Source organism: Photobacterium japonica, assembly GCF_050337005.1.
In the GTDB taxonomy this organism is placed as follows: domain Bacteria; phylum Pseudomonadota; class Gammaproteobacteria; order Enterobacterales; family Vibrionaceae; genus Photobacterium; species Photobacterium japonica.
Genome location: NZ_JAKJSN010000025.1, coordinates 1 through 12,999, shown reverse-complemented (window position 1 = coordinate 12,999; position 12,999 = coordinate 1). Strand labels below are relative to the sequence as shown.

Genomic DNA, 12,999 nt, shown 5'->3' with positions numbered 1-12,999 from the left:
CGTATGGTATTTATTGTTCCTATCTGGAGCCTGTCGTGAAAACCCCTTGCGTTGGAAAATGTAAAAATAACAACGGCATTTGCAGCGGCTGCCACCGCACCCTGCATGAGCTCACCACATGGTCTGCGATGTCTGACGATCAGCAGCAACAACGTATTGATGAGATTCGTGGCCAGACGTCTACCCACACATGCAGCCAATGCGGTCAACCGGCCTTTTGTGAGATCAGTGCCGGACGCAGCACCTGCTGGTGTTTTGAATTAGACAAGCGCGATACGTCGGGCTTGGCCGCAGGCACGTGCCTCTGCCGCCAATGCTTAGAAAAACTGCCATTATTATAACGCCTTGTTTTATCCATTCATTCGTTCGCATTTTTACCTGAAGTAGTGATTGTTACATGTTAATTCGTCCTTCGCGTTGCGTGCTTTCCCGTCTGATGCCGTTGTGGCTTGCGTGCTTCCTCCCTGTCGCAAGTGCCACCGCCGCCGCTGCGGATGAAAGAAAATGCATGAAGGACATGGAAGTCCTCCTGAGTCAGCAACAAATGATTTTTAGTGATAGCCAAACCAAACCGGAAGTGCGCCGTTTGGCCGAGCGTGCCATTGATGTGAGCCGCCGTGCCTTCAATAAAAACAGCAGCTATTGCGAAGCGCGCACCGCCTTACTGTCGATGAACCCTGCTGAAGAAAATGTTCGCCAGCTAAAGAAAGGCGAAATTAACTATTTTGGGCGCAGTATGTTGTAACGGCCGTCCTGCCCCCCGCATAACCGCCCCCAAAAACAAGTTAAGGTTATGATAACACCTACAAAGTGCTACTATTATAGCCAGAATCCAGCCTCGACAAGGCTGACATATCGAACAATGCCTAACCGGTTTAAGGTGACATTCATGAAAAAGTGGCTTATCGCATTATCCACCGCAACCCTCTTATTGACCGGCTGTGAGGCCGAGACAAACACCGGCTTTTCCGCCAAAAACATTCAGCAAAGCTGGGTATTAACCAAAGTCGACGGTAAAGACATTTCAATCAGCGAACCGCGCACCGTGCCGGGCATGGCGATTGATGCCAATCTGAAAGTCTCTGGTTTTGGCGGCTGTAACCGTTTCTTTGGCCAAGCCGAAGTCGCAGACAAAAACAAGTTCCGCGTCACCAACATGGGCTCGACCAAAATGGCCTGTATTCAGGACGATCAAGCGACCGTGGAATCAGTGATGACTCAATCGTTGCAAGTGTGGAACAACGCAGCGTTGGAAAACAACATCTTAACCTTGACCTCTGAGCAACATATTCTGACCTTTGTGCCAGAAGCCATTGCCGAAGACACACCAAAACAGCCTTAATCAGGCAAAGAAGCTCTCCCAATACGCAGCCTCTGGCTGCGTATTTTGTTTAAGAAAGATGCCGCCATGAAAATCACCAAACGCCAAGCAAAAACCGTCTATCACGCTATTGATGACTGGGAGAAGCAACAATTGCTCAGTCACGACAACGCCCAATCCCTGCGCGACAGTGTCGTGGTGGTCGGGTTTGATTGGAAACTGCTGGCTGTCTATTCCTTCTGGATTGCCATTACTTGCTGCGTGATCTCTGTCGGCGTGCTGTTGGCTGATGATTACTTGATGCAACTGCTGGCAAAACTGATTGATACGCCAGCCAGCGTCTTAGCCGTGATCAGTGCAGGTATTGCTGCCCTCGCCTATTATTTCGGGGCCAAGCGCCGCCTCAAACACCCAGAAAAACGCTTTAGCAATGAAGCGGTATATTTCTTCGGCGTGCTTATGAGCGCGGTCTCCATCGGTTTCTTGCGTGAAACCGCGTGGTTTGATGGCTTCCATCTCTCCTTCTTTTTAGGCTTACTGATGCTCGTCTACGGGGCGGTCGGCTTACGCCTAAATAGCTTACTGATCTGGTTATTTGCCCTGCTCAGTCTGGCAGGTTGGGGCATTGAGCTGACCGATTTCTGGGCCGATCCCAACGGGTACTTTCTGGGCCTGAACATGGCTTGGCGTTTGGCCATTATCGGCGCACTCGTATTAGGTGCCACCACGCGCCATGCGCTGCCGCTCTACTTAAAAGACGCGACCCGCTTTATGGGTTGGTTATACCTATTAAGTGCGCTATGGTTAATTTCCATCATCGGCAACTACACCAGCGCCGCCGCGTGGGCGAACGTCTCACAGTTCAATTTTATCCATTGGGCAGTACTGTCAGGGGTGATCTGCCTCGGGGCGATTGGCTACGGTATTCGTCAGGATGATACGGTCGCCCGCAGCTTCGGTATGATCTTTTTGCTGCTTAACTTGTACACGCGCTTTTTTGAATACTTCTGGGACAGCCTGCATAAAACCGTGTTTTTTGCCTTATTGGCCCTCAGTTTCTGGTTCATTGGATCGCGCGCCGAGCAGTTATGGCAACTGACGCAGCAACAGGCGAACAAAGCGGCGACGGAAAAAAACACGACGAACAAAAGCACCACGGAAAAAGACAACGATTAACGGACCCCATCAGGCACGATAACCCCACTACCTCAATATGTAGGATTACTGTTATCATGATGGAAAATCAGGGAGAAAAAGAATGAAATCAACGTTATTACTGGCCGGCGCACTCGCCGCTACCACCCTGCTCACCGGGTGTTCAGACAACGAAGTGGGTGACGTATCATTAGGTATGTTTACGCTTAAAGACATCAAAATTTCATCACTGCAAGATGAAGAAGTCACCGGCGTGACCTGTCACATTGCTTCCATTGAAGCGAATTTGAGCCTGTCTGATCCTAGCGACAGCTCGATTTCTTGTCGCCAAACCGGTGACATCACCCCCGACATGATTGCGAAAATCGACAAAAGTGCGTCAGGGGAAGTGGTCTTCAAGCAATCAAAAAGCATCTTCTTCAAAAGCATGAAAGTACGACGTATTTACGATCCAAAAGATCAGACGCTGCTTTATTTGTCATACACTACCAAAGAAACCGAAGGCAGCTTCAAGCACAGCTTGTCGACCGTGCCATTGTGGGGCACCAAAGCCTATACTATGCCAGCGCCCGAACAGAAATAATCCCCGCTGCTTGCTCGTCCATTCATCGCCTTCTCTCACAAGGCGATGAATGACGCGCTATTCTGCCCTTATCGCAACCGCTCCCCGACCGACGTCGCCTGCACATACTGACGCGGACTCACCCCAAACTTCTGCTTAAATCGACGGGTAAAATGGCTTGGGTGACGAAAACCGAGCGTATAACTCACATCCGTGATCGTGCGGCCTTCGGCAAATAACCGCGTGGCTGCGTCTAATTTGGTATTGATGATAAATTCCGCGGGTGTGCAATCGAGCAGCTGTTTGAATTTCTGATACAAATTGGTTCGGCTCATGCACGCCGCTTTACACAACGCTTCTATCTCTATCGATTGGGTGATGTTTTCGCGGATCAAGGCAATAGCGGCATTTACGCCATTGGCATCCGGTTGCGCCTGACTGTGACGCAAGACAAACTGCGCGGTATTTTGCCGCAATAAACGCAACACCAATTCGGTAACCGTAAGATCAGCCATCAGCATTTGATCACGCACATGCTCATCGAAAATCAGGCTCATTTTCGCAATTAACGCCTGGGTTTGCGGGGCATTAGCCGTATGCAAGGTGGCGGGCAAATATTCACTCGCATACGCGTGGGTCACATCCTGCATGCAAAGCTGCTGCGCAACCTGTTGGACTTTTTCCCGCGCAATCTCCACCGTTAAACATTGTGTTGGCTGGGCTAAACGGGCATCCGGAAAATCAATTTTCACTGACTCCCCGCCCGCCAACACGAAGGACTCGCCCGGTTGAAACACCCGCGCCTGCGCACTGTCACCGTGGTGCATGACTTTGGTACCCGTCAGCATGGCACACACCGTCAACTCACTCACAGAGAACCTCACCGCGTCTTCTGGCAAATACGTATCATAGCGGCAGACCTGCGCCTGCTCCCCTGTCACGGCAGTACGGTGTTCCACCAAGGTTTTCGGTAAACCGGATAGCAATGTCGTCATCGTGCTGTTAACCACTTGTTAATTACGCATCTCTCCATACTGGGAAATTCTGTACGCTCAGTCAAACATTCTGTACACAGATGAAAGAACGCCCACAAAATTAACACTACATTTACACCACGCAACACAAACAACACAGAAACAGCAGCGTCAGTAAGCCCTCTTTTTATAACAATACGTCGAAAGACAACGCGGTTTATAGGCACACCGTGCGCGGTTCGCTTATCCAATACGTCGAGCAAGGAGAAAGAAACGATGATTTACGCATGTCCCGGTCAGGAAGGTAGCATTGTCGAATTCAACAGCCGTTACGGTAACTACATCAACGGTGCTTGGATCGCCCCCATTGAAGGCCAGTACTTCAACAATATCAGCCCGGTCAATGGGGAAGTGATTTGTGAAATCCCGCGTTCTTGCGCCAAAGACATCGATATGGCGTTAGACGCCGCGCACAACGCCAAAGCGGCTTGGGCCAAAACGTCGGTCACTGAACGCTCGAATCTGATGCTGAAAATCGCTGACCGCATTGAGGCCAATCTGGCCATGCTGGCCGTGGCCGAAACGTGGGATAACGGCAAAGCGGTACGTGAAACACTGGCCGCCGATTTGCCCCTCTGCGTCGACCATTTTCGTTACTACGCGGGGTGTATCCGTGCGCAGGAAGGCTCGATTGGGGAAATAGATCAGCACACGGTCGCTTACCATTTCCATGAACCGCTGGGTGTGGTTGGCCAAATTATCCCGTGGAACTTCCCGCTCTTAATGGCGGCATGGAAGTTAGCACCGGCACTGGTCGCAGGTAACTGCGTGATCTTAAAACCGGCGGAGCAAACCCCCGCGTCTATCCTCAAACTGGTGGAAGTGATCGGTGATTTACTACCACCGGGCGTGCTCAATGTGGTAAATGGGTTAGGGGCAGAAGCAGGACAAGCCTTGGCCACCAGCACCCGTATTGCCAAAATTGCCTTTACCGGCTCGACGCCAACTGGCGCGAAAATTTTGCAAGCCGCCGCTGAGAACATCATTCCTTCCACCGTCGAGCTGGGCGGGAAATCCCCGAACATTTACTTCTCGGATGTGATGGATCACGACGAAGCCTACATCGACAAATGTGTGGAAGGCGCGGTGCTGGCTTTCTTCAACCAAGGGGAAGTGTGTACCTGTCCCTCGCGCTTATTGATCCAAGAAGTCATTTACGATGCCTTCATTGCCCGTGTGATTGGTCGCATCGAGCAAATTCAACGTGGCAACCCGCTGGATACCGACACCATGGTGGGGGCGCAGGCATCAGAGCAGCAATTCAATAAGATTTTGGATTACTTAAAAATCGGCCGAGAAGAAGGCGCAGAAGTGTTAATTGGCGGCGGCGTGGATGTGGGGAACGGCTCGCCAGAAGCGGGCTATTATATTCAGCCCACCCTGCTTAAAGGCCACAACGGCATGCGCGTTTTCCAAGAAGAAATATTTGGCCCTGTCGTCGCAGTAACGACGTTCAAAGACGAAGCAGAAGCCGTGGCGATTGCCAACGATACGGAGTTTGGGTTAGGTGCGGGGGTGTGGACACGAGACATGAATTTGGCCTATCGCATGGGGCGAGCGATTGAAGCGGGGCGCATTTGGACTAACTGCTACCACCAATATCCGGCACACGCGGCCTTTGGGGGGTATAAAAAATCCGGCGTGGGGCGTGAGACCCATAAGATGATGTTGGATCACTACCAGCAAACCAAGAACCTCTTGGTCAGTTACAGTGATGATGCGCTGGGTTTCTTTTAACGCGCCCCTGCTCAGCTCAGCCAGCTAATCGAGCCTCGCTAACTCGGCAAAATCAAACTCACTAGGCGAAGCTAAACACTCAACAAAAAGCGCCATCAGGTTTCCGCCTGATGGCGCTTTTTCTTACACGGTTTTGGGATGGTGAATCGTCTGTCTCGCCATGAGCCAATACGCTATCAAGCCGTAACCCACCGCTTGCAGCCAAAGCAAACCAACATAGTCCATCACTTGCGACAGATCCGCTCCCATCTGGTTCAAACGCAAAAAGGCGTTAATCGCAGGGGTCGACGGTGCCAATTGCGACAGCGCATAAATCGCTGTCGGTAGCGCTTCCACCGGCCAGATAAAGCCGACAGAAAACACCAACGGCAACGAGCTAAGCAACACCACCACGGTCGCCAGTTCACGGCGCGTGATCAGCTGACCCAGAATCATCCCCAAGCTAATCACCGCCAGTAAAAACGGCACGGTGACAAACAGCAAATCCGGGATCGTCGCTAACCGGCTGATCTGGTAGTACGTAAAGCTAAAGCCAAAGTAATACATCACCAACGGCACGTACATCAGGGCAAAAATAGTGGTGCGCACCAGCCACACTCGCCATGCGGGTTGCTGCAACCAATACCCCGTTTCTCCCGCCAAGCGGCTGGTATTTTGCCCGCCCCCCAGCAACGCTACCGCGATTAACAAGGTTTGATGCAAGATCAGCACAAACACCGCCGGTACCACATAATTCACGTAACCCATGGTCGGGTTGAACACCGGCTGCGCATTCAGCTTTATCGGCGTGTATTGATCCGCCGCCAGCACCATGCTGTCACCCGACATCACCATCCGCGCCACTTTGATCTGTGCGCCCAAGGTACCGCCTGCACTCGCCAAGCCTTCCACAATGGTGCCGTATACCAAGAAATACGCCGCGTCACCGGCATAGGCCAAGGTCGGGCTTTTACCCAACAACACATCACGGTTGAAATGCTCAGGGATCAGCAACAAGCCCTCTACCTGCCCTGCGGTGATCAGTGCTTTGGCCGCTGTTAAACTGCCCGCCTGTTGGGCCACGCGCACTTGCGGTGTCGCATCCACCATGCGCACCAAATCACGGCTCAATGTGGAATGATCCAGATTGACCACCACAATAGCTTGCTCACGCGGCAATTGATGCAAGTACGGCATGGGGTAAAGAAAGGAGTAAATCAGGACCCCACCAAACACGGTAAATAACAGCGAGGTGTTGGTGAAAATCGCGCGTAATTCATCACGCCACAAGGTTCCCCATGTCATGCATTATTCTCCTTCGGGGTTGGGCTGTTCTCTTGTTCTTCTGTCTGACCTTTTGCAAGGCCTTGTGCTGGCCCGTTATCGTGTGCCAGTTGCTTCACGCGGTACATCGCAATGATCAAAGTAACGCCAAACACCAACAAAGCGGCCAATTGTGGCAAGGCTTGAGACCAATCCTGACCATGGTTCACCTGATGGAGTTGCACATCCACATAGTGCGTGGCAGGTAACAAGGCACGCCAGAACAGCGCAAAGTCCGGCATGTCTGTCGCAGGAAATGTGACCCCGACAAAGGCAAACGCTGGCGCGGTTAAGCCCGCCGCAAAGCTCATGGCTTTGGTGGCATCTAACGGGAACAGGAACAGTAAACACGCCACGCCCTGACACGCCAGTACCATCAAGCACTGCGCCAGTAACAAGATGCCCCAGTGACCGTGCATCGGCCAGCCCAGCCACACATACAAGGCCCACAAAAAGAGCGCGCCTTGCAACATGAACAGGCCGGTATACGGCAGCAGTTTCCCCACCAGCGCACGGACCGGCGTACAGCCTAGCCATTCCGTGATGCCACGGATCCCACTCTTGCCTCCCGTTGTGCCCACGCCATGACCACGACGTTGTTCTGCCGAGAGCGCCAAAATGGTGGTGATCACAATGGCAATTTGCCAAATGGCCGGGATCGCCACAGGCACCAGAAACTGGCCGTAATGGCTGTTACTGTTATACAGCGGGGTAATTTGCGATTGCACCGGCACCGCTTGGCCAAGGGCTTGCAGCGGCACATCCACACCAGATGCCATGTTTTGCAAGGTATTGATCTTCGCGTTGAGCGTCCCTTGCGCTTGCTGTACCGCGGAATTGATCAGTTTCCCAATCAACACAAATTGGCTGTTATAAAACGCTGTCACCGTCGGTGCCATCCCGCGCAAGGTCTGCGTTTCCAGTTGTGTCGGGATCACCACCAGCGCGTAAATGTCCCCGCCACGCAGCGCGTCACTGCCCTGTGCCACCGATGCATAAGACGCGGTCACCGCCAATGTCGGGCTGGCATCATAATCACGCGCTAACTGCCGCGACAGGGCGCTGTGATCCAAATCGACCACCCCAATCGGTAAGTCGCGGGCGATCCCCGCCGAGAAAACGCCCCACATCAAAACAAACAACAGGATCGGCAACCACGACACCATGGCGGCTATCCAGCGATCTCGCCACAGTAACCGCCATTCCCGCCATGCGTTGCCCCACACACCCCGCGTCAGCGCGGCGTGTGAAGCGGCAGGGCTTGAGTCCGGCTCAGGCAATGACTCTCGTATGGGCGTCTGACTCATTGTGCAGACTCAACCAACACACTCATGCCCACACGCAAACCGGCAATCGGCTCAACCGGGTGCGCTTCCACTTCAAAGGTACGCATGTCAAACCCTTGCGCCGGATCGGTCGTGCGCCACGTAGCAAAGTCGCCCATCACGGCCACATGGGTCACGGTAAAGGCATGTTCCGCCTCACCCAACGCCGGGATCACGGCATTAAACGTGGTGCCCACTGAGTAGCTTTTCAGCGCATCTTCACGCACATTGAACACCGCCCACGCGTCATTCATGTCCATCACGCTCACCACCGGGAAGCCTTGCGGTGCTAATTCGCCCGCATGCAACAACACCTGTGACACTTCACCCTCAAACCAGCTCACAATTTTAGTATCCGCGGCGTACGCTTCCACTTCTGCCACGGCACCGGCCGCCATACGGGCTTTCTCTTGCGCGGCACGTTTGGTTTCTACCCGTGCCCCTTCTTTAGCCATCGCATACATCTGATACGCCGCTTGTTCGGTGTACTGTGCCGCTTGCCACTGGGTAAAGGCTTCATCGCGTTTTTGCTCAGCCATCACACCGTCTTTATACAGGTTATCGACGCGCTTATAGGTTTTATTCATTAAACGTGCCGCCGCCTTGGCTTTTTGCCACTGATCATGTGCCGCCGCAATTTCCTGACTGCGCGCGCCTTTCTCAGCTTGTTCCGCTAACGCATCCGCCGCTTGTTCACCGGCTTTAGCCTGCTCTAACTTGGCATCAATTTCCGGGCTCAGTAGCGAGAAAATCAAATCGCCTTTTTCAACCTGATCGCCTTTACGTACCCATACCTGATCAATCCGTCCCGACACTTTCGACGACACGCTGTATTGCTGCGCGTCAATTTGTCCCTGCAAACGCACGGGCTCTGGCTGGTACGCCTGCCAGAAGTGATAACCCAACCACCCCACCACGGCGACAGGCACAATAACGGCTAACTTAGCGGCTTTTGACGTTAACTGACTCATGACTGTACCTCTATACCTTGGAATTGCTGATAGTGATGGAACTGATTAATTTCGCCACTGATGGCCAACAAGCGCGTCAGGGAGATCACATATTGATAAGCGGCAACCACGCGTTGTGTTTTCACGCTCGCCAGATACAGCTCGGCATCGACCACATCTAACGAGGTCGACAAGCCTTGGTTGAACGCTTTTTCGCGCAATAAGACATTTTCACTGGCCAACGACAAGCTCGACGCCAGACCGTTGTACTCTTCCAGTGCCTGCATCGCTTCACGGTAGGTTTTTTCCACCAATACCGTCAGATCTTGCTCCGCCTGTGCACGCAAATAATCGACCTGCTTCATCGCACTGTGCGCGGCTTTTACCTTGCCCGAACGGCCCGAGTTATCCAGTAGTGGAATGTTCACCCCCACGCCCACCGCCCAATCTGGCGCAGTTTTCGCCGCTAAGGTGTCATCTTCGTGCAGGCTATAGTTACCGTACAGGTACACCTCTGGGTAATATTTGCCTTTCTCGGCCGTCATCATGCCGGAGGCTTGTTTCTTCTTGGCATCAAGAATGTGCAAGCCTGGGTAATCCACCAGCGTCTTGTCAATGAAGGCGCTCATCGGTGGCAACGACGGGTTAATGAATAACGCGGTTGACGGCACTGCTGGGGTATCCAGCTGCAACAGCTTGGTCAGTGCCACTTGGGCAATTTCCATTTCACGCTGGGCTTTTTGGCGTTCAACGCGGGCTTTATCGTAAGCGACTTGCGCTTGCAAGCGTTCCACTTTGGCAATTTGCCCTTGCTGCTCTAATTGCTGCGCATGGTGGAAATGTTTCTTCAAGCCTTGCTCCACCTCAATACGGGTATCAAGCACTTTCTGGGTTAACGCCACACCGAAATAAAATTTAGCGAGATCTTCAAAGGTGCCCTGCTGCTTCATGGCGAGCTGGTACTGGGCTTCTTCGGTTTGGCCTTGCGCAATATCTTGCACCGCATTAATACGGCCACCGGTAAAAATCGGCCAAATAGCACGAATAGAACTGGTGAACACATCGCGGTCGGTCAGTTGCGAGGTAAACAGCGCATCAAGGTTGGAGCCATTAACCCCTAATGCGGCCGCCAAATTGGCAATAGCATCGCCAGCGGGCATGCTCTCAATCAAATCGGTCGGTTTCACTTCCACCGCTTGATCAAAACGGGTGTATTTGGCGGTGGCGCTGATGTTCGGCAGGTAGAGATCGCTGGCGGCATCTTGCATATGGCGGTAACGATCCACATTGGCACGATCTGCGGCGAGGCCATCGTTACCGGTCACCACGGCTTGCCAGGCATCAACAAAACTCACGGGATGGCTGGCCGCGGTCACCGCAGCATCAGAGCTCAATACAGGGGAAGGCGCAGGATCATGCACAGGGGAAGACATAGACATCGTCGCCGCGTGGCTGACGAGCGGCGCCCATATCATCATGCAGCCTATGAGTGCTGCGACTGGTTTTATTTTCATTATGAACCCTTTAAGCCATGAGGTATTGGCCAGATAGCCCAATTCTAGAGTATTAACTCTAAAACTCAACATACAAGCTAAAATAATCCTAACTCATGAAATAAAAAACTGTGAGTACGAAAGGATTTATGGGCATTTTAAGGGGAAATCTGTGGGCAGTATGGAGACGGGTATAAAAACGTAAAAAAAGCGGGCTGTTATCAGCCCGCCGCTAAGAAAATAAAAGAAAAGTAGTGCAACGTCCTTGTTGCGGAGAATCATTACAGGACGAAGCGTAACAAGCACACATATACAGAACAAGCGACGGTATAATAAGTGTGAAGCTGATCACATACATAGCGACGAATCCATCGTACTCAAAACATTTTCCCCTCAGAACGCCTGACGAGCGTGAAAACCCGATGAGCGATCGAGAACAACTATGCACTTTTGCCAATAAGTTACATTTTACTGATTGTGTGATGAATAAGAGTGAAATAGCATAGCGACTATTCGCGGTACGGCATGATAATGCCACCGCAACAGGTGGGGGTGAGCCGAACGAGGGTGATACAGACATTGCTCACGTAGTGACCTGCCCCGCCATTCCTTATCGGCTGTAGAAAAGAAGAATGATGAAAAAGACCCTCTCATTACTGATGCTGGTAGCAGCATTGACCGGTTGTGAAGAAGCCAACCAAGCGATTGATAAAGCACAAGATGCCGCGAACAGCGCGGTAGACACGATGCAAGAAAAAATGGATTCGGTCGATTTAAGCGAACTGAAACTGGATACACTGGGCGATGCATCAAAATCAGCACAAGCACTGGTGGAAGCGGTTGATGAGGCCCTGAATGCGGATTTCAGCGATCCTGACATGTTGATTGACGCGCAAGACCACATCGCCAACGCGTACAAGTGTTTGGTAGATGTGTCGTCTGAATCGACCGCAGAAAAGATGATGGCGAAAGTGATGGAAGCCATCGGTAACCCAGAAACCAAAACCTTGATCGAACAGGGCGTTGAAAAGGCACAAGCCGCTAAAGAATGTGTGATGTAAGCACGCGCTGACATTCTGAACCTGACGCTCACAGTGTATTGTGAGCGTCAGATCTGCGCGGATAACATGTCATATCCCATACTCGACCTTACCTATTCGCTTGTGGCTAGCCATGACGAGATCGTGTAAGCGGGATCAGAGCACACTAACATTAAGAAAGTAATGTATTTAGTTCATAGTACCATAGAGACGAGCTCCCATATCTTTTCTTCCAGTTGGTCGGTCTTCCTTGTTAGAAAAGCCTAAACAATGGAAAGTAATTTTGCCGCATAAAGTTTTCAGTTTAGAAAGTGATTTGATATTGATACATAGACAGATAACGTGAATATGTTTGTTGTAATTACTTGGCATTTTCCCAACAATGTCTTCAATCGTTGCACCAGTATCAATAACTGAGTCGATGATAACAACATCCTTATCCATGGAAATCAAATCGATGCCACTACAATCTTGGTGATATGTTGAGTATTGACCATCGAAGTTATGGACAAAGCCATTTGCTATGAAGTTACCAGACCTATCCATAGAAATTACTTGGTAGTTCTCTTTACTAATATTTACCTTAGAGTGGAAAGCGTTTTCAATTAGACGACCAATATCAAGGTGACGATCTCTCAGGTTTGAAGGTTTTAGGTCGAAATTAAATTGGGCTCTGTATTTATCTCTTAACTCATTGTTTTGAGGTAATAAATAGCTATTCAAAAACGTAACATCAGAGAACCGCTTACTTACAAATTCACCATTTTCATCGGTAGAGTTTAAATAACCAAAATGAAGATTGTGTTTTAAGCAATAATCTTCCGCTGCTTGAAACTCAATTTCAGAGAGTTCTTTAAGCTTTTTTCTGCTTTTCAAGTCTCGACAACGAGTTTTAGTCAGGTTGTCTTTAGTAATGTTCTTGTTAATTTGAAATGATGAAGCATTTAGGAATATTAATCCATCGCTAACTGAACGGTTTTCAGTAGCCATAGCATTAATCCGGTTTCCATTCTCAATATTATCAACATACATATGCCCATCAAAAAATGAATATATGTGTAATTCTTTATCATTATACAG

At 50.9% G+C, this 12,999-nt stretch carries 13 protein-coding genes; 7 read left to right on the top strand and 6 right to left on the bottom strand.

Annotation, left to right across the window (positions count from 1 at the left end; all coding sequences use genetic code 11):
• Positions 1-35: 35 nt before the first annotated feature.
• From L4C36_RS11055 to L4C36_RS11035, 5 genes are all read left to right on the top strand, one after another.
• Positions 36-341, top strand: coding sequence for a DUF1289 domain-containing protein (locus L4C36_RS11055; RefSeq protein WP_428477856.1), 306 nt, complete (start codon positions 36-38; stop codon positions 339-341).
• A 56-nt stretch (positions 342-397) separates the two neighbouring features.
• Positions 398-745: a hypothetical protein gene (locus tag L4C36_RS11050; RefSeq protein ID WP_428477855.1), complete on the top strand. Its 348-nt coding sequence runs from the start codon at positions 398-400 to the stop codon at positions 743-745.
• Positions 746-889: 144 nt separating this feature from the next.
• Positions 890-1,342 (top strand): META domain-containing protein, encoded by a 453-nt coding sequence (locus tag L4C36_RS11045; RefSeq protein WP_428477854.1) that lies wholly within the window; start codon positions 890-892, stop codon positions 1,340-1,342.
• Positions 1,343-1,408: 66 nt separating this feature from the next.
• Positions 1,409-2,497: a hypothetical protein gene (locus tag L4C36_RS11040; RefSeq protein ID WP_428477853.1), complete on the top strand. Its 1,089-nt coding sequence runs from the start codon at positions 1,409-1,411 to the stop codon at positions 2,495-2,497.
• Between the two features lie 82 nt (positions 2,498-2,579).
• Positions 2,580-3,059 carry a CreA family protein gene (locus L4C36_RS11035; RefSeq protein ID WP_428477852.1) on the top strand — a complete coding sequence of 160 codons (480 nt, stop codon included), beginning with the start codon at positions 2,580-2,582 and terminating at the stop codon, positions 3,057-3,059.
• A 68-nt stretch (positions 3,060-3,127) separates the two neighbouring features.
• Here the strand turns inward: L4C36_RS11035 and L4C36_RS11030 are convergent, their stop codons facing one another.
• Positions 3,128-4,033: an AraC family transcriptional regulator gene (locus L4C36_RS11030; protein ID WP_428477851.1), complete on the bottom strand. Its 906-nt coding sequence runs from the start codon at positions 4,031-4,033 to the stop codon at positions 3,128-3,130.
• Between the two features lie 255 nt (positions 4,034-4,288).
• Between L4C36_RS11030 and exaC the strand changes: the two genes are divergently transcribed.
• The gene (gene exaC / locus L4C36_RS11025) at positions 4,289-5,809 is read left to right on the top strand and encodes an acetaldehyde dehydrogenase ExaC (protein ID WP_428477850.1); all 1,521 of its coding nucleotides are present in this window, start codon (positions 4,289-4,291) and stop codon (positions 5,807-5,809) included.
• A gap of 123 nt (positions 5,810-5,932) precedes the next feature.
• On the opposite strand, the gene L4C36_RS11020 is transcribed toward exaC, so the two are convergent.
• The 4 genes from L4C36_RS11020 to L4C36_RS11005 are packed head-to-tail and all read right to left on the bottom strand — an operon-like array spanning position 5,933 to position 10,900.
• Positions 5,933-7,093, bottom strand: a complete 1,161-nt coding sequence (locus tag L4C36_RS11020) for an ABC transporter permease (protein WP_428477849.1) — start codon at positions 7,091-7,093, stop codon at positions 5,933-5,935.
• Positions 7,090-8,418: an ABC transporter permease gene (locus L4C36_RS11015; protein WP_428477848.1), complete on the bottom strand. Its 1,329-nt coding sequence runs from the start codon at positions 8,416-8,418 to the stop codon at positions 7,090-7,092. Before L4C36_RS11015 ends, L4C36_RS11020 begins: the two co-directional genes overlap by 4 nt.
• Positions 8,415-9,407, bottom strand: a complete 993-nt coding sequence (locus L4C36_RS11010; RefSeq protein WP_428477847.1) for an HlyD family secretion protein — start codon at positions 9,405-9,407, stop codon at positions 8,415-8,417. Before L4C36_RS11010 ends, L4C36_RS11015 begins: the two co-directional genes overlap by 4 nt.
• Positions 9,404-10,900 carry a TolC family protein gene (locus L4C36_RS11005; RefSeq protein WP_428477846.1) on the bottom strand — a complete coding sequence of 499 codons (1,497 nt, stop codon included), beginning with the start codon at positions 10,898-10,900 and terminating at the stop codon, positions 9,404-9,406. Before L4C36_RS11005 ends, L4C36_RS11010 begins: the two co-directional genes overlap by 4 nt.
• A 614-nt stretch (positions 10,901-11,514) precedes the next feature.
• Here L4C36_RS11005 and L4C36_RS11000 point away from each other — a divergent pair.
• Positions 11,515-11,940 carry a hypothetical protein gene (locus tag L4C36_RS11000; RefSeq protein ID WP_428477845.1) on the top strand — a complete coding sequence of 142 codons (426 nt, stop codon included), beginning with the start codon at positions 11,515-11,517 and terminating at the stop codon, positions 11,938-11,940.
• Positions 11,941-12,108: 168 nt separating this feature from the next.
• Here the strand turns inward: L4C36_RS11000 and L4C36_RS10995 are convergent.
• On the bottom strand, positions 12,109-12,999 hold an 891-nt coding region (locus L4C36_RS10995), incomplete at its 5' end, for a phosphoribosyltransferase (RefSeq protein WP_428477844.1).

Coding starts and splice junctions, on each gene's coding strand:
- L4C36_RS11050 (WP_428477855.1), top strand. CDS start 398: ATGTTAATTCGTCCTTCGCGTTGCGTGCTTTCCCGTCTGATGCCGTTG.
- L4C36_RS11045 (WP_428477854.1), top strand. CDS start 890: ATGAAAAAGTGGCTTATCGCATTATCCACCGCAACCCTCTTATTGACC.
- L4C36_RS11040 (WP_428477853.1), top strand. CDS start 1,409: ATGAAAATCACCAAACGCCAAGCAAAAACCGTCTATCACGCTATTGAT.
- L4C36_RS11035 (WP_428477852.1), top strand. CDS start 2,580: ATGAAATCAACGTTATTACTGGCCGGCGCACTCGCCGCTACCACCCTG.
- L4C36_RS11030 (WP_428477851.1), bottom strand. CDS start 4,033: ATGACGACATTGCTATCCGGTTTACCGAAAACCTTGGTGGAACACCGT.
- exaC (WP_428477850.1), top strand. CDS start 4,289: ATGATTTACGCATGTCCCGGTCAGGAAGGTAGCATTGTCGAATTCAAC.
- L4C36_RS11020 (WP_428477849.1), bottom strand. CDS start 7,093: ATGACATGGGGAACCTTGTGGCGTGATGAATTACGCGCGATTTTCACC.
- L4C36_RS11015 (WP_428477848.1), bottom strand. CDS start 8,418: ATGAGTCAGACGCCCATACGAGAGTCATTGCCTGAGCCGGACTCAAGC.
- L4C36_RS11010 (WP_428477847.1), bottom strand. CDS start 9,407: ATGAGTCAGTTAACGTCAAAAGCCGCTAAGTTAGCCGTTATTGTGCCT.
- L4C36_RS11005 (WP_428477846.1), bottom strand. CDS start 10,900: ATGAAAATAAAACCAGTCGCAGCACTCATAGGCTGCATGATGATATGG.
- L4C36_RS11000 (WP_428477845.1), top strand. CDS start 11,515: ATGAAAAAGACCCTCTCATTACTGATGCTGGTAGCAGCATTGACCGGT.